At 36.4% G+C, this 25,839-nt stretch carries 20 protein-coding genes; 5 read left to right on the forward strand and 15 right to left on the reverse strand.

All coding sequences use genetic code 11. The features are described from left to right. Nucleotides 1–13: 13 nt before the first annotated feature. From J2X77_RS08030 to J2X77_RS08045, 4 genes are all read left to right on the forward strand, one after another. Complete coding sequence (locus J2X77_RS08030) at nucleotides 14–1,885, forward strand: ABC-three component system protein (protein WP_310080074.1); 1,872 nt, start codon at nucleotides 14–16, stop codon at nucleotides 1,883–1,885. Then, nucleotides 1,882–2,502, forward strand: a complete 621-nt coding sequence (locus tag J2X77_RS08035) for an ABC-three component system middle component 1 (protein WP_310080076.1) — start codon at nucleotides 1,882–1,884, stop codon at nucleotides 2,500–2,502. The genes J2X77_RS08030 and J2X77_RS08035 overlap by 4 nt, the downstream gene beginning before the upstream one ends. Then, on the forward strand, nucleotides 2,489–5,449 hold the full coding sequence (locus tag J2X77_RS08040) for a hypothetical protein (protein WP_310080078.1): 2,961 nt from the start codon (nucleotides 2,489–2,491) through the stop codon (nucleotides 5,447–5,449). Before J2X77_RS08035 ends, J2X77_RS08040 begins: the two co-directional genes overlap by 14 nt. A 129-nt stretch (nucleotides 5,450–5,578) precedes the next feature. Beyond that, nucleotides 5,579–6,601 carry an ATP-binding protein gene (locus J2X77_RS08045; protein ID WP_310080080.1) on the forward strand — a complete coding sequence of 341 codons (1,023 nt, stop codon included), beginning with the start codon at nucleotides 5,579–5,581 and terminating at the stop codon, nucleotides 6,599–6,601. A gap of 36 nt (nucleotides 6,602–6,637) precedes the next feature. Here the strand turns inward: J2X77_RS08045 and J2X77_RS08050 are convergent, their stop codons facing one another. Beyond that, nucleotides 6,638–9,343, reverse strand: a complete 2,706-nt coding sequence (locus J2X77_RS08050) for a S8 family serine peptidase (protein ID WP_310080082.1) — start codon at nucleotides 9,341–9,343, stop codon at nucleotides 6,638–6,640. 204 nt (nucleotides 9,344–9,547) lie between these two features. Between J2X77_RS08050 and J2X77_RS08055 the strand changes: the two genes are divergently transcribed. After that, entirely contained in the window at nucleotides 9,548–9,820 is a 273-nt protein-coding gene (locus J2X77_RS08055; RefSeq protein WP_205397818.1) for a SinR family protein, read from the forward strand. A gap of 128 nt (nucleotides 9,821–9,948) precedes the next feature. Here the strand turns inward: J2X77_RS08055 and J2X77_RS08060 are convergent, their stop codons facing one another. From J2X77_RS08060 to J2X77_RS08125, 14 genes are all read right to left on the reverse strand, one after another. Next, on the reverse strand, nucleotides 9,949–11,052 hold the full coding sequence (locus tag J2X77_RS08060; protein ID WP_310080084.1) for a DUF3800 domain-containing protein: 1,104 nt from the start codon (nucleotides 11,050–11,052) through the stop codon (nucleotides 9,949–9,951). A gap of 33 nt (nucleotides 11,053–11,085) precedes the next feature. After that, entirely contained in the window at nucleotides 11,086–11,301 is a 216-nt protein-coding gene (locus J2X77_RS08065) for a hypothetical protein (protein WP_310080087.1), read from the reverse strand. A gap of 12 nt (nucleotides 11,302–11,313) precedes the next feature. Continuing rightward, nucleotides 11,314–12,342 (reverse strand): MBL fold metallo-hydrolase, encoded by a 1,029-nt coding sequence (locus J2X77_RS08070; protein ID WP_310080088.1) that lies wholly within the window; start codon nucleotides 12,340–12,342, stop codon nucleotides 11,314–11,316. A gap of 82 nt (nucleotides 12,343–12,424) precedes the next feature. Continuing rightward, nucleotides 12,425–12,541 (reverse strand): heavy metal-binding domain-containing protein, encoded by a 117-nt coding sequence (locus J2X77_RS08075; protein ID WP_310080091.1) that lies wholly within the window; start codon nucleotides 12,539–12,541, stop codon nucleotides 12,425–12,427. 393 nt (nucleotides 12,542–12,934) lie between these two features. After that, complete coding sequence (locus J2X77_RS08080) at nucleotides 12,935–13,798, reverse strand: restriction endonuclease (RefSeq protein WP_310080093.1); 864 nt, start codon at nucleotides 13,796–13,798, stop codon at nucleotides 12,935–12,937. A gap of 110 nt (nucleotides 13,799–13,908) precedes the next feature. Beyond that, a complete protein-coding gene (locus tag J2X77_RS08085) occupies nucleotides 13,909–14,427 on the reverse strand; it encodes a hypothetical protein (protein ID WP_310080095.1) in 519 nt (172 codons plus the stop codon). Between the two features lie 101 nt (nucleotides 14,428–14,528). Further along, the gene (locus tag J2X77_RS08090) at nucleotides 14,529–15,704 is read right to left on the reverse strand and encodes a PD-(D/E)XK nuclease family protein (protein WP_310080097.1); all 1,176 of its coding nucleotides are present in this window, start codon (nucleotides 15,702–15,704) and stop codon (nucleotides 14,529–14,531) included. A gap of 199 nt (nucleotides 15,705–15,903) precedes the next feature. Beyond that, a complete protein-coding gene (locus J2X77_RS08095; RefSeq protein ID WP_310080099.1) occupies nucleotides 15,904–16,491 on the reverse strand; it encodes a hypothetical protein in 588 nt (195 codons plus the stop codon). Nucleotides 16,492–17,062: 571 nt separating this feature from the next. After that, the gene (locus tag J2X77_RS08100) at nucleotides 17,063–18,814 is read right to left on the reverse strand and encodes a glycosyl hydrolase family 28-related protein (RefSeq protein WP_310080101.1); all 1,752 of its coding nucleotides are present in this window, start codon (nucleotides 18,812–18,814) and stop codon (nucleotides 17,063–17,065) included. A 9-nt stretch (nucleotides 18,815–18,823) separates the two neighbouring features. Further along, nucleotides 18,824–19,459 carry a GDSL-type esterase/lipase family protein gene (locus J2X77_RS08105; RefSeq protein WP_310080103.1) on the reverse strand — a complete coding sequence of 212 codons (636 nt, stop codon included), beginning with the start codon at nucleotides 19,457–19,459 and terminating at the stop codon, nucleotides 18,824–18,826. Between the two features lie 30 nt (nucleotides 19,460–19,489). Next, nucleotides 19,490–19,924, reverse strand: a complete 435-nt coding sequence (locus J2X77_RS08110) for a hypothetical protein (RefSeq protein ID WP_310080105.1) — start codon at nucleotides 19,922–19,924, stop codon at nucleotides 19,490–19,492. A 17-nt stretch (nucleotides 19,925–19,941) separates the two neighbouring features. Next, nucleotides 19,942–21,021 carry a fibrobacter succinogenes major paralogous domain-containing protein gene (locus J2X77_RS08115; protein WP_310080108.1) on the reverse strand — a complete coding sequence of 360 codons (1,080 nt, stop codon included), beginning with the start codon at nucleotides 21,019–21,021 and terminating at the stop codon, nucleotides 19,942–19,944. 26 nt (nucleotides 21,022–21,047) lie between these two features. After that, on the reverse strand, nucleotides 21,048–22,646 hold the full coding sequence (locus tag J2X77_RS08120; protein ID WP_310080110.1) for a RagB/SusD family nutrient uptake outer membrane protein: 1,599 nt from the start codon (nucleotides 22,644–22,646) through the stop codon (nucleotides 21,048–21,050). Between the two features lie 10 nt (nucleotides 22,647–22,656). Beyond that, entirely contained in the window at nucleotides 22,657–25,773 is a 3,117-nt protein-coding gene (locus tag J2X77_RS08125; RefSeq protein WP_310080111.1) for a TonB-dependent receptor, read from the reverse strand. Nucleotides 25,774–25,839: the final 66 nt, after the last annotated feature.

Raw genomic sequence — 25,839 nt, forward strand, 5'->3', positions numbered from 1 at the left:
AACAGAACAATTAATGCTAGCTAAATTAAGATTAGACCGAACAGCAGTATATGAGCAAACAATAGCTGCAAACGAAATATCAAAAATGTTATGCGCATTTGTTGAAGGAAGAAAACATATATTGTGCATAGGAGCAGAACAAGGCGATATAACAGGTTGGGATGATTTTGTAATACAAGAGAGTTTATATGAGTTTAAACATCTTCAAATAAAAAGACAACAAACTGATTTTGCCCCTTTGAGTAACTGTATCAAAAATGGAACTACAGACTTAACACCATTGGATCGATCAATGTTATCATTGGCTAATTGGATATTAACATATAACTCAACGACAAATTCTAATATCTATAGCTTTATATTATGTCTTCCTCATGAAGGACCATCAATAAAGAGAAATCTTGAGATACGAAATTTGAAAGATTTTATAGGATTACATATTAATTCTACGACAACAAATCAAGGCCTTTATAACTTGCAGAATGTCGCTAGAGATGCGACTGCGATAAATATATATAACTGGTTAACAACGTGGTGTGGATTTAGTGATTGGGATCATATTCTAAAAGCATTATTAAAATTAAAAATTGTTGACTATAGAACAGAAACTGATATTGATTCTGATAGCATAAATCAGTTGTCAAGAATTTTTAGTGAGCCACTTAATGTATTGTCACGTATTAAATCATATACTCAAGATAACTCAGCCTACACTGGAAGTATCTCTCCAAGGCAATTATTATTTGAATTAAAAGATTACTTATTAAATAGCCAAAAAACATGGACTCAGATAAATAATATAAATGACAAATGGGAAATATCTGGGATTCACGATCTGGAAAGTAATACGCATATTGAAAGGCCGTCTAAAATAATACCATTGTTATGGTCAAATAGTAGAGATAGAGCTTTACATATTAATTTTTCTCAAGTAAACACCTCTCTTTCTCCTATTTACGAAGTGGTATTTCAATTGGCTATACATCTCCAAGGAAATGTAAATGCACTATGTACTAATTGGGATGGTTGGAAAGTAAACATTGAAAGTAAACTAGGAGGCACACTCGGAGATAAAGAGGATGATTTAGAAAATCTTACCATCTCTAGTAATAATGCGCCTTATAGTTTAATGGGAGGAATGTATATAAATTCAAATTCCGAACGTGAAGCTTTCGCGAAAGATATGACTAATCAGATGGCAAAAAAGACGTGGGAGTTAGTTTCTGAAAAAATATTTATAAGAATATCACAAATGGATATTAGCCAATCACCAAACTTAAGAGACGCAGTTGAAACACGCTGGAATGTTTGGAAACAAATTATAGAAAATGATGAATCAAAGCTGACCTCTCTTTTAAAAAAAATTGTACATCCTAATGCTGAAGGAGACGAAATTTTGGGACACCTACGAATAGGACCTAAGACAAAATTATTAATCGCGGATGCAGTATTTAACTGCTTGCTTATTTCAGTGGCATTGGATCCAATTGGCGAAGAAATTATGAAAACTGAAGATGGATTAAGTATCGGCGCTATAGGACTTACTTGGTGGAGTGGACCAGCTGGAAAAGGCAGAAGAGTTAGGAAGATAGACGAGGAAGAATCTATTGACGACCTTATTGGCAAAGAAGCATACGATATTCTAATTCTTTCACAAAGTGAACAGCCAGAAGGTGTGATTTATAAAGAATCGATTAGCAACTCTGCTAAATTTGATCATTCTTTAGCATCAGGAAATAGTCCAAAATTATTAATAACCAAAAACCGAATTTTTGATTCAATTATCAAAAAAGGAAGTATTGATGAACTTCAAACCTATCTAAAACAAAAACTCAAAATCTATAACGTGTCACTTACTGAAACTTTAAACAATAACATATCATGACTTTTGACCAATTCATATCGTATATCCATCACCAGATTGAAGCTCGTTTTTCAATAATAAGTCAAGGGACAATTGAAAACGAGATGATCGAGGTAGCTTCTGAAAATCTTCAAAACAAAGAACTAATTCGTTTTTTTCGCCCTCTAGAAACTTCAGAACCATCTCTCAAAACGCTACTTGTAGTAGGTATAAATTCGGATAGCAATCTAAAAGATGTTTTACAATGGGCTGCATTATGTAAGGAGTTACTTTTAGATCCCGAAACGGCTGATATCTATCTTGCTATCATGTGGACTAAAGAAACTCAGCTTTCAATTGAAGAATGTTTAAGGATTGAGTCTAGTGAGGATTTCTGTCGAAAATTTGTATTGCGTCCAAACGAAACTAAGGAATCATTTTTGGAAAGAACATTTATAACAAAAGTTGAGGCTCCAACTCCATTGGATTTAGGCCAAGACCCACTTATTTCAGCTTTTTCAGTCTTAGAACAAGAATTTGCATGGTTTAATGATGAAGAAAAAGTCAAGTGGCGACAAGCATTTAGTTCTGGCATGTCAAGTTTTGACCTTTTTAATACATTGATAAATAACCAATCAGAAAGCAATGAAGCATCTTAAAAAAATAACAATAAGTAACGCAAGACGTTTTGGCAAGGATGTCGAAATTGAATTAAGTTCTGGAGCTAATATATTTCTCGCTCCAAATGGAACTGGAAAAACAACTCTTTTCGAAGCTATAGAGTTTGCATTGACTGGCTCTATTCAACGTTTAGCAAATCCACCATTATCATTAATCCGTGACAAACAAAATGGTGTGGATGTAAGATTAGATTTTGATAATGGAAACTACTGTGAGGTTAATTACAGAAAAGGTGCAGAACCTAGCATATCTGGAAATCATGATTTATTGTTTCCAGAATACTCCATAAAAGATATTCCATTTCTTTTAAGACTTACGCATCTTATAGAGCAACGTGGAAATAACTGGTTTATACAAAAAGGAGAGTCTTCTCAGGCAGGAGATTTGTTAGATAAGTTATCTATTGGAAAAGATTTAAGCGCCATTGCCAAAACAAAATCAAATACTTTGAGTGCTGCTACTAAAACTATAAATGAAAAAAAGGACGAGAAGGACAAACATAAAGAAAAGATTTCCATTTTTGAAGATAAATTAAAAGAACGCGATGCTACAAAGTTAAACTATGTCCTTAAGCCTTTAAACGAAATTATTGACCAAATTCAAAGCATTCACAAACAATTTGATGGTTCATCAGATTCGGAAAACATAGATCAAAATCCAGATGCCGTAGCTAGCTATCGAGGACTTGTAAACTCCATTATACTCAAATTACAAGAAGATAATCAAAAGCGTTTATTTAATCTTTCAAATCTTGAAAGCAAACTTTCTCTTTTTGAAAGCAATAACACAGAAATAGCAGAAAAGCAGAAGCAGATTGCTGGAAAAACAGACATAATACAGAAAGCGGATACAGATATCGCACCATTAAAGACTTCATTGATTGCACTCCAAGGTACTTTTAATGAACAGACAGACTTACAAAAAGACTTACAAAAATCGAAAGGATTATTAGATAAAAAGAAAGAGGAAGAAACAAAATCAGCATCGACAGAAAAATCTATCAAGTCAATCTCCGATTCTATTTCTGAACAAAAATTAAAATTAAAATCAGAGAGCGAACTTGTTGACAAGCTCAACGCTAAAATTGCTACGTTCAATTCTATTAGAGCGAGTGAAGCAGAAGCACTAAAAAAGCAAGGGGAATTAAATTCACTACAATCGGTAATCGAGGATTGGAATACCCATGTGCTAAAAGTGATTGAAATAAAAAATCTTATTAACAATCAAAAAGGACAAAAAGCAGATTATCAGAAAAAAATAGAAGATTTTCAAACTGATTTAGTAAAAATAGAAAAGTTATTTAATGAAAGCCAAACCAAACTTAATTCCCTAAAAAATGCTTCCGATGCTATTCTTGGTGCAGTAGGTATTATAGCAACAAATTTACCTGATGACCAAAGAAACTGCCCTGTTTGTAACGCAGAATATGAACCTGATGAACTTTCAAAGCAAATAGCTTTGGCATTGGAACAAATAGATCCTGTCATCAGTAGTGAAATTGAAACTAACAATACATTAAAAACAGAAGTTGACACTAAAAAACAGCAGATACAAAATGAAAAAACAACATTAAGTAAAATCAATGAAAGTTTAGTTGAAAATGAGGATAAATTAAAAAATGCTCAAGAATTTATTAATGAAAAATGCATCCCTAGATTTCCTGACAAAAGCAATGTCACTGAAGCAAACGAATGGTTAATAAGTGAAAAAGAAAAAAACAATATAAGTATAGAAAAGATTGTCAAGGATAAAACAGAATTTGGGGAAGAACCATCTTCAAAAGAATTAAGTGAACTAATAACGGCTAGAGACCAGACAAGAGATACAATTCAATCCAATGAAACAAATATCAGTATACTTACGGCATCTCTTGAAAGTATAAAAAGTGAAATTGAAAAGATAAATCAATCTCTTTTATCAATCAACACAGATTTATTAGACTCACAAATTTCTACTATAGCTACAGAAATTGACGCTACAACATTAAAAATTACTGACAACACTAGGGCTAGTGAACAAATTGTGAAGCTTAGAAGAGAAGCCGAAGAACAAATCACAGACCTAAATATGGCAATTTCGAAGTTACAAGGGCAGCAGAATGAAATCTTAGCAGAATGGAAAGATGGTAACTTAATTGAACCGCCTTCATTGAGCAATCTTAACATAGGAAAAAATATACTCATCCTGAATGATGAACTTATTAAAAAAGGATTAGAAGATCTAAATAAGATGAGTGACGAACTAGGTCGCTGGAACGCAGCAGAAAAGTTTACTACATTGGATAAAGAAATTAAAGAGATTTGTGAGAGCCAAGAAGAGCAAGTCTATTTATCAAACATGAAGGAACGATTATCAATAATAGATGGAGAACTATCTTTCATAAAAGAAAGAAAAGCCGCCCTTGAAAAATTATATCGTAAAATCGGTGAAGAAGTTGATGGTGTACACGATAAAATCAAAGCCATAAATCCGTTATGGGTTTCTTTACTAAAAAAAATTGTTGTAAACCCTCGCTTTGTAGAGACACAATTAGAGAGTTACTCATATAGAAATAAATCTCAGGCAGAAGTTAAAATTAACCTTCATGATGAACAGGTAAGTGTAATGGAAGTAGCTAGCGAAGCCCAAGCGACAGACTTACAATTAACTTTTATGCTTTCTATGGCTAGTACCTATAAATGGACGCCGTGGAAATCATTGTTACTAGATGATCCAACTCAACATCATGATCTTGTTCATGCTTCTGGTGTATTCGACCTCCTTCGAGATTACATAACTGATCAAGGGTTTCAAGTCTTAATGGGCACTCACGATGTTATTCAGGCAAAATTCTTCCAAAGGAAACTCGAGAATGAAAATATAGACGTAAAACTATGGCGCTTAATTGCTGGCGAGGATGGAGTGAGAGCTGAATTGATAAATTAATAATTCTAATTTAAACCGTCGCCGGCCATCTTTTCAAAGTAAGAATTCGCAGTTTAACAATATATCAATATCTAATATTTGTTATATTTGCATATATCCAAATGGATAAGCCATTAAAAGTTTAATACAATGAGTCAACAAGATTATATAAAAGACATTGCACGTTTTGGGTTGGAAAATGACCAGGACAAACTGTTGTCTACGTTGAACGAATTTATTGAACATAATAAGAACACCAAAAAGGTGAATTTTGCTTTGCAGCTTCAATCGTTATTAAAGGATTCTCTACGTAAGCAGAACAATCATTTAATGAAGGTCGGTTCGCCTACGCATTATCAAACAGTACAAGACAGAGAGACTGATGAGCTAATCTTAGAAAAGCTCACTTCAGATTATACACTCAATAATTTGGTACTAACCGACGCCGCTGCTGATAAATTGAATAATTTTCTTGAGGAACATCGTCAAAGTGAGTTATTGTCGAAATACAATCTACCGGTCTCCAATAAGCTTTTGTTTTATGGCCCGTCGGGATGTGGTAAAACTTTAGCTTCTTATGTTATTGCCGGCGAGCTTAATAAATTGATGATCGTTGTCAACCTTGGAGCCATTGTTTCATCAAAATTGGGTGAAACTAGTAAAAATATCGCGAAGATATTTCGTAAAGCTGCGCAGGAAGATTGCATTATTTTTATCGATGAATTTGACTCTCTTGGTAAAGTTCGTGACTACAGCCAAGATCATGGAGAAATGAAACGGGTAGTTAATACCATTTTGCAATTATTTGATTATCTACCTCAAAGTAGCATGGTAATCGCTGCTACCAATCAGAAAGACATGTTGGACGAGGCGCTACTTCGTCGTTTTGATCTTTCTATTTCATTGGAGTTGCCAGAAAAAGAGCAAATAGAAAAGATGATCAATTTGGTACTCAAGGAAGACCAATTTATTTTTGATAAAAAGGTCTCGAAAACTGAACTAATAGAAAGTGCTAAAGGCCTCTCCTATTACAGTATTCAAAAGACATTGATCAATGCAATAAAACGAAGTTTGTTTGCTATAAAGTCTGTAAAAAGTATCAAACCAAAAATAGATACTCAGATCTGGAAAGATCTATTAGAGCAAGAAAAAAATGCCTTAGCTATTAAATAAGCTAAGGCATTTTTTTACATCAATAATCTCAGAGAATTATACGTCCAAATCTGCTTCTTGATCGAGATCTTCTATCACGTTAGGGATAGCTTCCAATATATTGACAACGCTTAACTCTTCATACAAATTTCCTTTGGGATTATTAGATTTATCTTCTAAATATAGAGCTAATGAGAACTGATGATCTCTGATAGTACGAGCCCATTCGCTTAATTCCGTATCTAGATTTTCTTTAATGGCACATCTCATTACGATAGCTAATTGATTACCTATTTTTCGTAACTCATTTTTATTTATTTTAATAGAATGCTGTTGCCGATTTGATAGAGGTTTATTTACTAGAGGAAAGAAATCTTCCGACCAGCTTTGTATTTTTGATTTGACTCCGAGTATTTTATTTCTTTGAACTCCCTTTAAAAGATTGAATTGCTTTATTTCTCCTTCGGTTAGGCTACCACTCTGCATCCTCTCTTTCAAATTATGTAACTTTGGTGTCCAATATCTCTCATAAAGATCGTGATCACGGTCAGCAAGGACATTTGCTAACTCGTCAATTGAATTCTTAATCAAAGAATTTGCAAAGTTAAAGGAAATATGGAGTGGATTATAGTCAACATGATTACCCCAAGCCGGATTTGTTTTAAAGCATAAAGTTGCCTTAATATCCAAAGCACCATTACCTTTACCCTCTAATAAGTAATCTGGAATTTTTACTAAGATCACTTTATGATGATCTTGTTGTATAGAATCTTCAATAAGTATAGAGACTGTATTTTCCTTTGAATACAATAATTGTTCAACATTTGGTTTTCCATAGCCGGATAGATTTCGGTGAAGATCATCTGCTGATATCACACTATTAGTAATATTTGTTTTGCTTTTGCTAGTTAGTTTATTATATACTATTCCATATTTTTCTATAGCTAATTCATCTTTTCTTACTTTTATTAACTCATCCAAATAGTTTGACGGATAGTTTTCCGCAGAATTTATCAATAGTGCTTTGACAGATTGTATAGAAATTTCAGGATACGTATTTAGCAATTTAGCAGCTAAATTTGCTGCTAAAGGAGATGCTAAACTTGTACCTGCATCAAATGCATAAAAATCGGATCCTAGCTCTCCAAAGCCAATCACTTGCATCGAAGATTCTGGAGTTAGCAGATCTCCTCCTGGCATTAATATATCCGGTTTAAACAAGTTTTTATTACTATGATTTATACTTAATTCACCACCATTAATTTTCTGTTTAAAGTCATAATGATTTTTCCTTGAATAATAAGCCGCTAAATTCTTATCTAGGCTTAAATCTGTACGTGTTTCAGACCTAAAATTTTCGGCCTGTGCTCCTACTGTCATATTATTTATGCTCTCGGCGGGAATACAGATATTAGTATATACACAATTATGAAGTTCCATTTCGTTTTCTGGGGGATTATAAAAATGAAATGGGTATTGATGTCTTTGACTAGGTATTGCTTGCATCCCCTGTAAGTCGTCATAAGGCATATTTCCAGCAGCGATAAATATTAGTATATTTAATTCATAACTTAATTTATCCAATAAATAAGCAAAGTGTGAAGGGGCTTCATTATAACGTTTACTTTGAGCACAAACAGATAAATTAAAAATACGCACTCCGTATACAAGGTTTGCTTGCCTGATTGCTTCAACAACACTAACTACATCTATGTAGCCATTTAGGTCTTCTAAAATCTTTATAGAGAATATCTTTGCATCAGCTTCAATATTCCTATCACCAGAGAAAAAAGACTCTCCAACGGCTGCTAAACTGGCCACTACTGTGCCATGTGTATGAATTGCCTGATGTCCATCCTGAGTATTTGTAATGTCAAGTTTTTCATCTAATATAACCGCTTCTATAGGTTGAATTCTACGTATTCCATTATCGATTACCCCAATCGTTGTCGATCTATTCTTCGGAGCAATACGTAAATTCCAAGTCAACTCCTCTTGATTATATTGATTAGGTCTTACAGCTACACTTCTTAAAGAATGCCCTTGAGCAAGGATATCGAAGTTGTTTACTAATAAATTTAATTGTGAAGATTCGATACCCTCTAGTTGAACCATCTTTTCATATGGGTCAAACTTGAAGTCCTGTAAGCTACCTAATCGTTTTAAATCTTCCAACCTCTCTTTAAGAGCTCCTTTTTGATGATCATATTGCTGAAATATCGGTGCGGTATTATTAATCAATTCTAGAATCAAATCATCACTACAATGGTTTCTGATATCGTCAGCAGTATGATATTTTATATCGTAAATAGTAGTCATAATAGCGTAATCCGTATTTTTAGGAGAGGTCTGATTACTACTATTAATGTATTTAAGTAAAGTTCTGTGAAATTCGTTGAATTTGGCTTGATTTTCTACCGCAAATAGTACTGTCCTATTAAAATCTTCCAACATAACAGCTGTTAAACCAAACTCATTTAGAAATCTTGTTCGGGTTTTAAAATTGACACCATTACTAAATGGAATTAAAAATCTAATCTCAACGATATCTATATTGACATTTATAAGAGTCTTACTTCTAAGACGTTTCTCTCGATCTAGCAATAATTGGTTAAATGAGCCATTCAACTTTTGCTTATGATTACGATAGGCTTCCGGATTTTGGTCGATAAGATCTGTCTTTTCAATACCTCGATCCTTCTTAAATTTATTAACAACCCCAAATGGGTTTCTTAAATATAAATGTGGTAGTCTTCTGTTCATAAAATGGCAATTTATCGTTAATACTAATATAGTAAAAAGAAATATAACCAATAGATTACATAACGATTTCTTTGATTCTAATACCTACAATTGTTTATTTCAAGAATCTAAAAATTGAGAAATTTGATATATTTTACATTACGGGAAACCGTAGATAATATAATTTTAGCTGTATTAGATTTGCTTTCTTAAGATATAAAAAATATGAAAAAAACCTATTTAATTGGCTATGATTTAAACAGAACCGGCCAAGATTACGAAACTCTAATTGACGAAATAAAAAAACTTGGCACTTGGTGGCATTGTTTAGATAGCACATTTATAATTAAATCAACATCTACAGCCACTCTAATTAGGAACCATCTAATGACTTTCATTGACTCCAACGACGAGCTACTCGTTGTAGGGCTAAGCGGCGAGGGTGCTTGGACTGGCTTTTCAAATGAATGTTCAAACTGGCTAAAAAACAACCTCTAGCATATATCAAATGTCTATATACATGATCTACAAGTATAGATTGTAACAGCTAAATCTTCGGAAAAAGTAAATAAAAATACCCACGATCAAAAAATTATTTATCGTGGGTATTTAAAAAATGGATAAATCTAATTTAAATTGAAAATTTTAGCTGTGTCAGCTTCATTAAGAACGTCATTATAATTATCATCTTTAAAAGATTCAACATCGACTTTAAGTAAGCTCAACAGATAACGTGCAAATTCGTCCTTAGCACCAGTATTTTGAGGAAAATTTACTATCCTGCTTAAGGAAGCAGTTAGAAGGTCAGCCATTTGAATATATTCATTTCCAAAAGAATCTTCAGCGACAAAATTTAATAAATATAACCCATTAATTTTTTGACTCCTTATTCTTTCCTTTATATTAGCTAGTTTAAGCTTATCTCGTCCATCCTCTTCTCTATCTATTGTAAGAGTTAAATTTCGAGGCAATTTAGCTCTATTTGAGTTATGTTCTTGCAGCACTCCCTCATAAAGCAAATGAGTTGTCAGATCTTCTAAGGCTCTGTCATTATCTGAAACACCCTTCCGTTTTAATACAATAGCTTTAAAACTAATCTCAGGATTTAAACCAATGAACTTCTCGACGAATTGCTTATATCTATCTAGATTGTTAGTCTTCAAATCTTTAAAATGAAATTCGAATCTGATATCATTTAGCTTTTTCCAATCAAACAATTCTTTTTGTTTCTGTCTCAAAGAGGGACCGAAGGAAAACAACCAAATTGATCCTATAATTAGGTAATCGTTCGTTTTACCAGACTCATCTACATAAACAAAAAAGTTATCGTCTAAAGGCTTATCATTAACGTTATCTGTTTCAAACTCTTCCCTTAGTTTTCGTCTAAATTTTTTTACCTCTGGATCAGCTTGAAATAGTCTATACTCATTTTGAATCTTAGCTCTTGCTCTTGAAAGCGATGTTTGCTTTGTTAACTTGAATAATTTATCTTTTGTAAGCTCCCCATCACCCAAAATCTCATGCTCAAAATATTTCCAATAGTTCCAAGCTAATTCCGCATCGGAATTTCGCGATTGCGGGAAATAACTCAAAATGAAAGCAACCCTATCTTTTAATCTATCAAAATTATTTGATCTTATATTTTCATTCAATTTAAGAATGTCCTCTTTTCTCTTTAGGTCTTTATCAAGTTCTAGATTTTCAAGCTCTTCTGTGTTATTTGTTTCCATTTCGATATCGTTTTAAATTATTTTTGAATAGAGTTAATTAGTTAGTCGATAGATGGTAGTGAAAATATACCGAACTATAGAGCCATTAGATTTTAATAATTTTAACTTACCAAGAAAGATACCTACATAGCTTGCTCCTATATCGCTAAAGATATTGCCACCGATGGCAACATTGGCAGCGCTTGGATCATCATATCGTGAAATCTCTCTCCCTTCGACGGGATTGGCATTAAATTTATTCCTATCCATTTAAAGACTGTATTAAGGATATTTAAATGATAGATCATTATCATCTCTCGTTGTTTTTACATTGACAGATTTTTCTTTTAAGCAATCGATTACTTCTTGATCTATATGCCTATCTCCTGACACAAACGCATATTTCGGTCGCATTATGTTGAAAAGTTCGCTAGAACTATTATTTCGACTCCCATGATGAGCCACTTTTAACCAAAAAATATCCTTAATGGTATCTGGATATCCTGGTATTTCTTTAAATGAGTTTATAGCTGCATCTCCTGTAAACAAAAATTTGTTACGATTTACAACTATACTTATTATTATACTTGATTGATTTACTGTTGTCACTTGAGCTTTAGGCGTTTTATCTAAGGTCTGACAAGGAAATCCCATCATCATCAAAGTTTTCATACCTCTTGGTTTGTTTACAAATGATTCATATAACAACTGTTCTCCTATTTGTGATTTCGAATTCTTAAGATTAGGTAATAATGTTTTATAAAAAGATTCAGATGGCCCAAGCACCATTATTACCTCCTCCCAACCTGGATACTGACAACCTGTAAATGGTTCAATAGTTGGAATGCTCGTATTGATTAGGAAATCAACAAATTCCGCCATATCATTATAACTTTCAAGCAGAACATTTTGAAAGCTAGAATAATTCTCTTCTAAAAGAAAAAGTTGCTTTAAAGCATTGACTTCCTCGGATTTTCTATGTTGAAGCAAGTCATTAGAAGTTGAAATAGTCTTCTGTAAATCCTCAATATTAGGCTTATGAACCCAAACTGTCCCAATTTTATTTTGGTAGTGTTGGGCAATTTTTTTTAGTCCACCAATATGATCTGAATCATAATGCGTACAAATAACTAAATCTGGACCACTCTTTCCAGTTTTGGTTAAAATTGGGTCAAGCTTTTGTATTACTTTATCTGCATCTTTTGCATTACCGCCGTCTATAAGAACTACTAAGTCTTCAAGCCCTCTTTTTAAATGAACGATAATAGCATCTCCATCACCGATATTCGGCATTTCAATTTTAATTTCCATAAAAGTTAATTTATTAATCTTGTTTACTAATAATCATACTACAGTCGACGTAATTCCAAGTCCTGATTTCCAACGTTGAATACTAGCTCCCTGCTATATGGCTAAGGACATTGGTATCAATGACAACATTGGCTGCTATTGGATCATTATATCGTGAAATCTCCCTCCCTTCGATGGAATTGGTCGTGGTTACTATCATGGCCTGCTACTTTTCAATCGGGCAAGGTTAATACCCAAGCCTAATATACATTATTTATTCTGAATTAATATGTTTATAGATATTAACTTTCAAGATTATTACAAACTGTAAGGCTAAGGTATGGATTTGGAAGAGTGGTAAGATACGGGAAACCGTAGCTGATTTATTCAACTGTTTTAAGAAGACAATAAAAAAAAAGCCTTCCTCGTTAACCGTCAAGGGAGGCAATTTTGGCTAGATGTCCGCTTGGGCTAGATGTTAACCGGCTTTGGGCATTCATCTACTGTAAAGATCGTGAGATTAGTTGAGATAATTGTTGTTCATTTCTTAGAAAATGTTGTTCAAAAATTGAATCCTAATAATAATTTAATTCCAAAAGGCTATTTCACTTCATCAAATATTATTATCAGTTTCACGAAAGCTCCAGATCAACCCACTCTTCGATAATGACAACCGTCTTTTATCAAAAAGTTCTTCCATGATCATCCACACCTGATCCGTCAACGTAAAATATTTTTTAGTGCTTAGATCATCTATTGTTAGAAACCCAGTAACAGAGAACTTCTCAACGGTTAATACTCTATTTTCAACATCTATGAATAATTTTTTATCTGTTGAATAATCAAGAGAAATATTTTTTAGAACCTCTTTCCTATTGGTAATCTCAGAAGCAAATTCTAGCAGATATGGCTTTAAGCTAACTTCTCTTCCAGAAGCATCATGAAGTTTAAATAAATAGGCCGCACCTATCAAAGGATCAAAATGAATAGTTTTATCTCCAAAGGTTATACTGGTTATATTAGCACGAGTGCGTGTGATGTTTAGACGAATATCCAAAGTTCCAAACTCTATTTCCTTCTTGTAATCCGCATCACTTTCTCCAGCTTCCCAGAGCTTAACTAGCTTTATGCCCTTGTGTTCGGCATACATTACAGTATCTTTGGTAAATCCTGATTTGCATACAATTATTCCCTTTTCTATCCCCAAGTCAAGCATAGTTTCAGATAGTTTCATAACAATATCCTTATTTGCTTTCTCTTTGCAGTATTTACATTCAATCGCAGTGCGTATGCTTTTCTTACCATCAAATTGCTCCGTCAAGACATCAATCTGATGCATTACACCAGATTTACCTCTCAACTTACATGTATTGCCGTAACCTAAGACCTTGATACCATATTGCGCACCGAGGGACTCATATACGTATTTAGTAATGGCCTCGTAGTCTTGCCAGTTTATTTCGGAAGTCTCAGACATAATTAGTTTTTAAATTTCATTGATTATATAAAATATGAAATTCATGTAATTGAATTAAATCGACATTGAAACCTATGCATTTTGTTCAGTCCAATAGCTAAATCATAATTTTAACTCCGATTTCTATTAATCCAACCATTGTATATTGCCAATTCTAACTCAGCTATAGAATCAAATGATTCTTTACTCATCCTAACTTTGGCAAATTCAATAAATCGTTTATAGGTTTCGACGTTATCCAATTCCGTCCAGTTAAATAAGAATTCATATTTTAATGCCTGTTGAATCATTCGATCGACGGGAAAGTGAGGGGGTGGATATCGCAAATACCCCAATGTCCATAAATATTTAAGATAAAGATTCAAGAGTTTTTGAGCGACACCGAAATTAATGTTCAGTCCAATATCGTCCTGACACCTCAGCGATAAAATATTTTGGATGTGCTGCTCATCTGAAACCACTTTATCATATTGATGAGCCAAATCTTCAATCTGTTTCCTCAATTCACGTTTTCGTTGATATTTATTTGTATGGCCTTTATATACTTTTGCTCTCTGGAAAGATGCCTGTATGGTCATTATCCACACTTGGTCGAGATTAAATCGTTTTTGGATATCTTTTAAATTCATAAGTTGGGTATAATAAAGCTTTCTTAGATTATTATTTGTATTTAATAGATCCTAGCCTTTGACGCGACAGGAATGTATCCCATAACAACATTTAATTACAATCAAATATTTTGAATCTTGTAGAGCTGATCTATATTCACTCGATTATTTAGGATGAGACTTTCGACCAATAAAATTGTTCGCTTAGCGATCTGATATATCTCATCAAATCTTTGTTTTATATAGTCATCATCTTTATAACTATTAAAATCAAAATAAATACTAGTGATATTATACACTTTCCATGGTGTCATAGGATCTAAGCAAATCAAGCCATTCTTTGTAAATAATTGATGAATAAATTGATTCAATTCTTTATTAAAATCAGAAACACCTACAAGAAATACAATCCTTCTCTCTTCTTTTTCCATTGATATTTCGAATAAAAATGGTTCTTTTCCTTTCCATGCGCGACTAGTAGTATTTTTTATAGGTTTCATGATCTCGGTAATAAGAGAAGTCGTAAATCTACTGAAACTATAATACTCAGACCCTCTTACGTAATTGGGAACATTTTGTTCTAGAAGCAGGTTAAACTGATGGGTGATATAATTGACGTCCGAATTGATATTTTCCTTTACAAAATCGAATACATCCTTGTATTGATTGTACAATTGCGCAGCAAGTAGGTTCTCAGGGTTTGTTTTCATTAAGGTAGCTTGTATTGCTTTTAAGTAATCATCTATATATATTCTACTATGAACATTTATGTTAATTGTTTTATCTGTCAAAATATGATTCAAGTGTTTGGCTATGGTAGCATAAGAATAAATTTTATACTCATTATTTGATATTGTTAATTTACCACCAGGCGTAAGAAAAACAAAAAATCGATTTGAGATATGAACAAAATGTTGATCGACATACTCTCGGTACTTTGTTAGTTGATCAGAATGCTCATCACTATCAAACTTATTTTCGACTGCTATAATCAAATCATCAAATTGAATAAATAAATCGATGTCATTAACAGACTCTCGCTTTATCCATTTAAAAGCACCGCGTTTAGAAAGCACTTCTTTTGGGATAAGATCTCCTAAAACTTTATCTAGAAATAGAGTACCAAGACCATGCTTTTCATCTGGATTCAACAGCCAGGCAATAAAATTAGAATGTCGTATCTCGTACCTATCTAATTTTAAAATTTGGAAAATATTCTGCCGCTGTAACAATTCTTTCAATTTTTGAAAATGTTCATCTTTTTCCAATTCCAGTAACTTTTCTGTAATTGTATTCATAAAAAATATCTAGGGTTAATTTATATCTTTATTTGTTCTCTTTCTCCGCCAGACGCTTACACTATATGTTATCGCATTCATCGGCCTTGTTATTTTCGTCACAATAAGTAAAGAAAGTCTATTAAAAATATACTTCCATTTCCATTATCCAAAAGAATACTGGAACTGAAAAGAAACGCCAATTTCAATCAATATCAAATTAAAACATAAATGCGTCTTCAATGTAAAGGAGCAACTTGTTAATTGTAGATGAATATGTTTCTTCCAATGCCTTTCGAGAGCTCTTATAGCCCCACAGATTGTCTTTCGATGAAACATTTGAAAACTCTCTTGTTTCCTTTTTATTAGATTTAATCATTGTACACGTAAGTGCTGTAATCGCATTCCATTTTCCTTTTGGAAAGATAAAAGAATTAATATTCCCCCCAACCACTCCAACTCCAGCTGAAATTTCTGTTCCGAATCCGGCACCATAAGATGATAGATTAATTATTATATTAAATTTACCCTCTTTTGGAGTGAGTTTATCATTTATCAAAACATTCGGAAATGCTCTTTTCACATCAGATGTTATTGTTGATAAAATTTGTTTTGAATCTGTGTCTGATTTGAGTTTTTCAGGGCTTACCCTTCTATCTTTTATAATTAAAAAAACAGTGTCATTAATAGATATATCATTACGAACAGCAAAATTCACCGCTGGTGGCTTCCATTCATAAAGTTTCTGAGACAATACATTTTCTATTGTAAATGTAAATGCGATAAAAAATAAAAATACTCTTATCATTTTAAAAGTGTTAGCTATACAAAGTCTTATTGAAAAAGTGTTATGCGAAGATATCCCATGTCAAAATAACTTTTGATCAAAATCAACTATTGGATCATTATATCGTGAAATATCCCTTCCTGAGATGGAATTGGTCGTGGTTACTATCATGGCATGCTACTTTTCAATCGGGCAAGGTTAATACCCAAGCCTAATATACATTATTTATGCTGAATTAATATGTTTACAGATATTAACTTTCAAGATTATTACAAACTATATGGCTAAGATATGGGTTTGAATGTAGGATTGGTTACGGGAAACCGTAATAGATATAACAATCATGCTACTCACCAAAACTTAATGATAATTTCTATTTAAGATGAGTTTCATATTATCTTAAATAATTCTGGTTTCCCCTAATCTCTGATAAAAATTAAGTGCTAATTTTATGATATGTGCAAACATTTACGGATCGAACATATTTAATAGCGACCAAAAATTGTGCAAGCGACAACGATCACATTATTAAAAAAACACATCAATGTTTTATTACAGGCGCTGAAACGACATCTTTATGACTATACAACAACTAGTCTCTCCCTACTAATTCCTTCACCTCGCTAAACATATTATCGGCAACATCAACATTGATGCAATTTTTCAAGTAAATTGCATAATTGCCATAATATGGGATACTGGAACGATTACTACAATTCCCGATATCATTCTTCCTAATTTTAACGCCATCAGTCGAAGATACAAAGATTGCCGAATTTGCACAGTCGCTGATCGCATTTGCCTGGATGATTATATTTTGATGTACACCCGCGGGCTTGTCAATCCCTCCTATTTCGTGCCCTGTCTTAACGGCTATGGCGCCATAACCTGTCAGGGTATCGTCCCACCTGAGGTACTTGCCACAGTTATCTATTCTGTTGCCCGTTATAACCGCCTTTTTCACAGTCGTCGCTTCAAACCAACGCTCCATATCACAGGAAAGTAAGATCGCTGGACCAGAAATATTCCATATTTTATTATTGCTGATAACAACTTTCTTGGACTGAACTACAAATCCGCGAGCACGGCTGTTTGAAACCATACAACTCCGTATAATTGTTGATGGAGTACGCGTATCTTTTGCGGCGAAATCACCTACATTAATATTCTTTGGAATAGATTGTAATTGGTATTGTCCCTTGTCGCGGAACCTTACTTTTGCCTTGCCCTTAGATAACCCTGTCTTCCCGTCCAGAAACTCAATGATATCATGTTTGAAAGCCCAATCATCTTCGACAGGAGCTTTCGTCCAGCCATTGATTAATAGAACTGAGTCCCCGTTGACCTGACCTATACTACACAACCGGCTATGTATATTAATGGCGTCATCGCCCAATCCAACAAATTCACAATGCTCGGCCTTAAACGTACCCGCCATTGAGGCTACATGTATGCCATCCGCACTAATCGACATCAAACGCCCGGAAGTTGGTTTGGGCTTCATACGAATACGCTCCAGCGTCATATCCCCGGAGCGATGACGACTGTCTGCTAGGTCTGATACGTACATCGCAAATGCAGGCCATTGCCAGATGGTGATATCGCGTATTGTTAATGTGTTGACACCTAAAAAACTAAAGCAGGGATTGCCCGTAATCTTTAGTCTCAGGTTGATAAGTTCGCCTTTGCTGAGTTTAGGAGCCTCATCATTATAAATTTTCAGACGTAACGCGCTTAGCTTTTCGATGTGTGGCCAATTTCCGTTCTTAAGATCACAATGTGTGGAAATATGATAATTGGGTGTTCCATCGGCATTATAGCTGAGCTGATGCATGATCTTGAGCTCAGCTAAACGATCCGCATATTCAGAAAACTCAGGTAAAAGATCGAGTACATAGAATGACCCTTCCGGACTGTGACTTATGCTTACGACTGTGCCATTGATACTCACGGGCCGATCGACATCAATAAAAAGGTCGCGTATAATGAGATCTTTACAGTCGTTGGCTTCCAATAAACTTGTCCAGCTGGTATTGGAACTGAAAGGATCGAAACCGGTAGCCATCAGTGTGGATGTATTCTTACCAAAGCTACCATAAATCTCAATTCCGATCTTGCCAGAGAGTCTCAATGCCGATGAAAACGCGTAGGTACCCGCTGGAAAGTATATTTTATCACCATCTTGGAGACGATCCAAAATCAACTGTAAAGCCTGACGGTCGTCTTGCCCGTCATCCGGTAGCACTCCAAACTGCGTTACATTGATAATTTTTGCACTTAAATCTGTCCAACCTAACAGTAATTGAACCAGTATTCCAAGCGTGAAAAAGGTTAATCGTGTCATAAAAATCGCCTAAAGAGATGAATGCCTTAACATAGATTTTAAGAGGTTGTTGACTTCAGATGCCCAGATCTCATAGGCCTCCTGGTTGATATGTGTGCCATCGGTGGTGTACTGAGCCTTAAGACCTGTCTGTGAACTCAGTTTGTCATTGATATCTAAATAGTAAACGTTCTTGTTTTGACAATAGGCTTTCAAATAGCTGTTGAGGCTATCGACCTGAACCTTACTCTCCGGATTATCTTGTTGGTAGAGAATGGACTGGACGACGGGTGTAATCTGATGTTCCAGCAGCCCGTTGATGAGCGAACGGTAATTGCTCTTGGTACGATCCAAAGGGATCCCTACGCCTATGTCATTGATACCGCCCTCGAGAAAACACACCCGGGGCGCCAGATCAATAACGTTTTCTTTCAATAGCCAGACCAGATGTGAGGTGGTAAACCCAGGGAAACCGCTATTTTTGACGTCGCTACGTCCTAATAATGTTGCCCAATCTCCCCCTTTTGTAATCGAATCACCAAACATAACGATCGTTATCTTTTCATCATTTTGATCAGACATCCATTTAAAGCCTGTTAAAATCCCGGCCAGCAAAATTGAGCACAGGAATAACAAGAGTGCCTTTGGAATATAATTTCTATTCATAATTTCTATTTTTAAGCCTATGGTTTATCGTTATTTAAACCGCTGTACTTTTAAGCGCCGTACCTCATCGGTCGTACTGAATTCGGAATTTTTAGCTTCAACTTTCCAATAAATATCTCCTTGTTCACCCGATTTAAAATGCATTGTATTCATCAGCGAATCCAGCACAAAGTGAGTCAAAAAATATTTTTCACCTACTCCGGCAGATATCACTTTTCTTTCAGTGGTCAACGTGGGGTCTACAGCAAGAAGAAGATTGTAATCTATATAGGGCCTTTTTGAAAAGTACTCGAAACCAACTAATGTATTTGGGTTATTCTTATCCAGTATGATCAGGGAATCTGCCACAGGTTTGAGCAGTGTAGTCGGCTGAAAGCCCACCTCATAAAATTCATTATCATTCTTACAGGAGAAAAACAGATTTACGCTAATGAAAACGAAACTGATATATACTTTATATTTCATAATGGCTATCTTTAAATTTAGTTCATAATACAGCGTACATTGTAGTGGAAATTACCTCCACCTACACTGCTCCTTGACTGTGTGTTGATATCTGGATTACCGGGATCGTTGTAAATAATCACAGCTGATGCTTCACCTGCGCGGTCCGCTGAAAGTGTTTCCCAAGAATATTGATAGCCTTTTAAAGCTGGCGACGAGGTCCAGAATCCGCACATCGAGCCCGGATCCGTGAGAAAAGAAAGCCCTTCATTCCAATAAAACCCCGTCGGCACAATATTGAATTTAACCTCATCGGTAATTACACCATTCTGGATCCAGAACTGTGGATTTTTGACTTTATTACCTGAGTTTGGCCCGAGGTAATTGATGACCTCTTTCCACTCGCGCAATGCAGGGACATGCCAACCATCGGGACAAATACCCTGAATACTTTCATTAGCTAACGCTTTCTCCCGCGCCAGGGCTTCGTCGCGGACAACCGTTCCCCATGAATAAAATCCTCCGGCTATATTTCGTACAGCAGCAGGGCTGTCTTGTGGAGCTAGTTTTCGGGGAAGTGGCAGCGCCGTACCATCCGCATAAACCGTCGCCCTAAGATTCTCGGACATCATGGTGACAAGTTTCCCTCCAGGCAAGACAAATTGTAATGCCTTGTAATGCTCTTGATCCCGGGGGTCGATAAAGCTGGATACTGAAACCAAAGCATCAAAATAGCGCCATACACTTTCGACCTTTCCCTGATTTTGCTGTTCTAGTTTCCAAAAAAATCGACCTGAATTCTTAAATGATGGATTTAGTTTCTTCAGATCATCCAAAAATTCTTGATTGGGAATTTTATAGCTGGCTTTTGCTCCAACTTCGTATCGAATTGGATTGTCAAAATCCTCGTCAATGCCCAGCATTAAGGTATAGGTAGCTCCCTCCCGCTGTACCCAGCTGAATTCCTGCATCGTCTCATTGTCAAAATAATCAATTTTTATTTGTGTGCTATTCATCGGTAACAATTGTTGTACCCATGTAGGGTTAACATACTCTATCTTTTCTGTACATGACATCAATAATAGGAGCATGAATAAATAGATGGATTTTATCTTCATACGTTTCAGTTTTAAGGAATTGAACATTAATATCCTGGGTTCTGTTGTATATTGGGATTAGCATTGAGCTCTTCATTCGGTATCGGCCACAGATAATCTCTGTTGGGATTAAAAGACCTACGGTCAACGACAATCGGAATATACTGCCAGTAGGCTGTAAGATTGCCATCCGAATACCAGGAAAGCTTAGATTTATCATAGCCCAATGCATCGACCATAACGGTTTCGGCTATTTTCCAACGTCGGATATCAAACCATCGCCTCCCCTCCGCAAAAAACTCTACACGCCTCTCGTTGCGAATTACCTCTGTCATAACGGCCTGGGAAATATTGGGCATTGCCTGAGATACCTTCACCATCCCGACACGTGATCTTACTCTATCGAGCAATTCATAAACTTGAGCCGAGGGTCCATGGAGCTGATTCTCTGCTTCAGCCCAGGCGAGCAATACTTCTGCATAACGCATCACAATTCGATCTGTGGTCTCGTTGGTCAGTGTTTTGAGATAGGGATCAACAAATTTGCGCACTGTAAATGACGTGGCAACATCCCAATTGGCCGGTATGTAATGTGCCTGATACCAACCTTGGCCATCCAATCTAAACTCGGAACCGGGAACAACGATGGATAGCTGCAACCGCGGATCACGATTGTCAAAAGGCCGGTCTTTGTTATAAGTAGGGTCTCCGCCGATAAATGCGCCGTCAGCGGTACGGATGTCATGGATTGGATATCCATTTGCGGAATAATAACTATCAACCATCTGCAGGGTCGGCGTAAAGTTATTCCAATTCCCAAAAATTTTAGAGACTTCGCTGCTCTGCAGATCTTTGGCGTAGTTTATTTTAAAGATAATCTCGGGGTTATCGTTTTGCTCAATACCGGCGGGTTGAAAAAGCTCAAAATAATTTGGATACAGCTGATAACCGAGTTTTTGGATCTGCTGGGCCAGGGAAATGACAAGCTCGGGCTTATTCATCCATTCGGCTACCCGAAGTTTCAACATCAAAGCTGCACCTTTGGATGCACGCTCTCCTCCTAATGCGACCGGCAGCTGATCTATCGCATAATCAAGATCGTTGTTTATAAACGATAGTACCGCATCCAATTTGCCTCGTTCGGGATTGTTTAAAACGGTCTGTTCGTCCAAAATGGGTACCTCGCCATAAAAACAGACCAAGTCAAAATAATAGTACGCCCTTAAAAAACGCGCTTCAGCACTGATTTTAGCCTTTTCCGAATTAGCGATCGCATCTGCGCCGGCGAGCCCTTTGAGCAATGTATTTGCACGTGAGATGCCTCTAAAGTTATATTTCCATTTGACCAATGTGAAATCACTGTCACCTGTCTGTGTACCAGATGCAAATTGTGGCGCAGGATCCCAGGAATGCGAATTGAAGGAATTATCACTCATATTGTCGTAGACATAAGGAACCATCTTATCAGGACTGTCATAGTACAATTGATTGTATACTCCGTTTAATAGCGTGTTAGCTTGCTCTACTCCTGTCAGATAGCTTTCGGGGGTTACTTTGTCTTCGGGAACCGTATCCAGATAACTTTGGCAGGAAGCGGATAGCATTCCTGAAATAATAAATGTATAAAGCAATAGTTTTGAGTTCATGTCGATTAGTTTAGAATGTCAAATTCACGCCAACGGTGTAGGTTTTCACTTGCGGATAGTTTCCGATCCTTGTCCCTTCTCTTGGATTGCCCGAAGCTTCCGGGTCAAAGCCTTTATACTTTGTGAGTGTTAACAGATTTTGTCCACTTATAAAAAATCTGCAGCCTTGGATCGAAAGCTTACGAAGTGTCTGATCAGACAGGTTATAACTGATTTCGATGTTCTTAACCCGAAGGTATGAGAGGTCTTCCACGAAATAACTGGACTTTAGATTGCTGCGTTGATTGTCAAAGTAAACACGCTGATAGGTATTATTGGGCTGCTCAGGTGTCCACCTGTCCATAAGCCAGCTGGCTCCATTATACCCTCCGTTAAAGAATGGTGTAACCAGCTGCCCTGCACTCCATCCTTTGCCACCAGACGTGCCCTCCAGCAGAGAACGCAACTCAAATCTATGGTACTGAACATTCAAGTCAGCAGAAAATACATAATCAGGAGCGGTATGACCCAGTACGACCTTATCCTTATCATTAATAATCCGATCACCATTCTGATCCTTCAACCTAACATCTCCAGGCAGGGCCCGCAGGCCTGCGTATGAATTTAACAAGGAATACCCATCCTCATCGAAGGTCCGGAGGTGCTGCTGTATCTCACTCTCACTCTGATAAATGCCCTCGATGTCGTACCCAAATAATGAAGTAGACTCTACCCCTTCTTTTAATATTGCACCATCGTAAATAATTGGACTCATTCCCTTCAGATCAGTGACGCGATTTTGATTGTGGGCCACAGCAACATTCGCCTTAAATAGCCATTCGTTGACTTTCTTATGGTATCCCAGTGTCAGCTCAAGCCCTTTATTGCGCATTTTTCCTGCATTTTGGAAGGGGACGTCTGTAAAACCGAAGGTGCTGGAAATAGGCAGCTGTAGCAGGATGCCGCTGGTATTTTTGATATAATAGTCGGCTGTTACACTAAAATCCTTAAAAATCTGCAGGTCAACACCGATATTAGTCTGTGTAGTCTGTTCCCAGGTAAGCCCCTTATTGGCTATGACCGAAACGGCTGCACCTACATTGTCCAGGTTGTTAAAAATATAATTGTTCTGCCTTCCCCCTAATGCTAATATATCTGCACCAGCATAGGGATTGCCAATATTTTGATTGCCGAGTATCCCCCAGGAGCCGCGTATCTTTAGATCCTGAACGAAGGTAATATTCTTGAAAAAACGCTCTTGCGACAGGCGCCATCCTGCAGAAAAAGAAGGAAATGTACCCCATTTATGGCCCCGTGCAAATTTGGAAGCGCCATCATACCGCAAGTTACCCTCAAATAGATATTTGCCTTTATAATCATAGTTTAACCTTCCAAAAAATCCAACTGAGGTTTCCTTGCTTCCCCAATCACTATTTTTGGCAGAGGAGGGGTCACCCACGCTAAAGTAAGGCAGATTGGCGGACAGTCGCCTGATTGATGTTTGGAAATAATTGCCTTTCCATTGAAATTGCTGAAAACCGACCAGCGCTTTAAAATGATGATCTTTTGCTAAGTCATAGGCATAATTAAGGTTTGCCCAGCTAGAAATAGTACCGTATTTATTTGAGCTTTTGCTAATGGAAGATTCTCTGGAATTGTTTTTTCCAATGATGCTGGTTCCGTCGGCTGCCCGAGTAACCAGAAATAAATCTACATTTGGCGCATAAGACAGCTGCCGGTCATTGTTGGTCACATAGCTCAATGCACTTTCAAATGTGAGCCGGGACGTAACGTTAACAGTCAAATTTGCGATTGTATTCAAATTGCTATTATCAAAGGTCTGCCCTCCTCCTGCTTCTTTAATCGCATCGCTGTAGAACCAGTCGGTCCATCCATACCCTTCTATCTTTGGAACTACAAACGGCGCCATTTGGGTAATTCGGGCAATCGTCGCGCCAGCCCCTTCGATCAGGTCCTTTGACTTGCCGATATATCCCGAGACAGTAAGCCCCAGACGTGCTTTATTGTTCAAAAATGAATGTTGTGTATTGAACCGGAAATTATATCTATCGTAGTTCGTCCCCTCAACAATACCTTTTTGATTGAGGTATCCTGCGGAAATAGCATATACAATATTTTCCTTGCCGCCACTAAGCTGCAAATAATGGTTTTGCTGTAATGCGGGCTTAAAATAAAAATCTGCCCAATTGTAATCCCTATAGCGTACAGGATCCTTAATATCTTTATAATGGCTTATGTATTCATCATCATATTGTGGCTGGAAACCTGAATTAGTTTTCGCTTCGTTTAGTAGTGTCAGATAATCATAGGAATTCAGCAATTTTGGGTAACGAGTCACCTGTTGAACCGCGGCATATCCATCATATTTGATTTTCAGTCTGCCTTCCTGCCCCCTTTTTGTCGTAATCAAAATAACACCATTAGCGGCTTTATTGCCATATATAGATGCCGATGCAGCGTCCTTTAATACGGATATGGAGGCAATATCTTTTGGATCCACATCGTTAATTGCTGCTTCAAACCCATCTATGATCACCAGCGGCGACGCATTGTTCAATGTACCGATGCCACGGATGGTTAGGGTACCGCCATCAGCACCTGGCTGTCCTGAATTTTGCGTAACCTGTAGTCCGGCCACTTTTCCAGCTAACGCCATGGAAGCGTTTGTAATGGGACGGCTTTCTATATCAGTCATGGAAACGGAGGTAACTGCTCCCGTGAGATTTACTTTCTTTTGCTTTCCAAATCCTACGACAACAACATCCTGTAGTCCAAAACTGTCCTGCTCAAGTTTGATCATCAGTTCGCCCATGCCCGATTCGACCTGAATAACAGTCTGTTTATAACCCAAAAATGAAACTTGCAAACTCTGTCCAGAACGAACGTTAATACTAAACCGTCCCTCACTATCGGTCTTGGTACCTATCTGCGTTCCCGTTATTTTAATATTAGCACCAGCAAGTGGAACTCCCTGCTGGTCCATGACACGTCCGCTGCGAATCTCCTGTTCGCAATAGCGATCTACAGAAATTGCTTTCGCTCTCCACGCCGCATGAACGACAGGTGGCTCTAATAGAAAAACAAAGAGAAAATAGAGCACATTATGGTTTAACTTTTTTCGGTTCATCTCTTCCTAAATTTGGTTATTGGTTATATTGTGCCGCAGAATAAGGTGATCCGCAACATTGTCCCG

Origin of the sequence: Sphingobacterium sp. 2149, from assembly GCF_031455655.1 — a bacterium.
Lineage (GTDB): Bacteria > Bacteroidota > Bacteroidia > Sphingobacteriales > Sphingobacteriaceae > Sphingobacterium.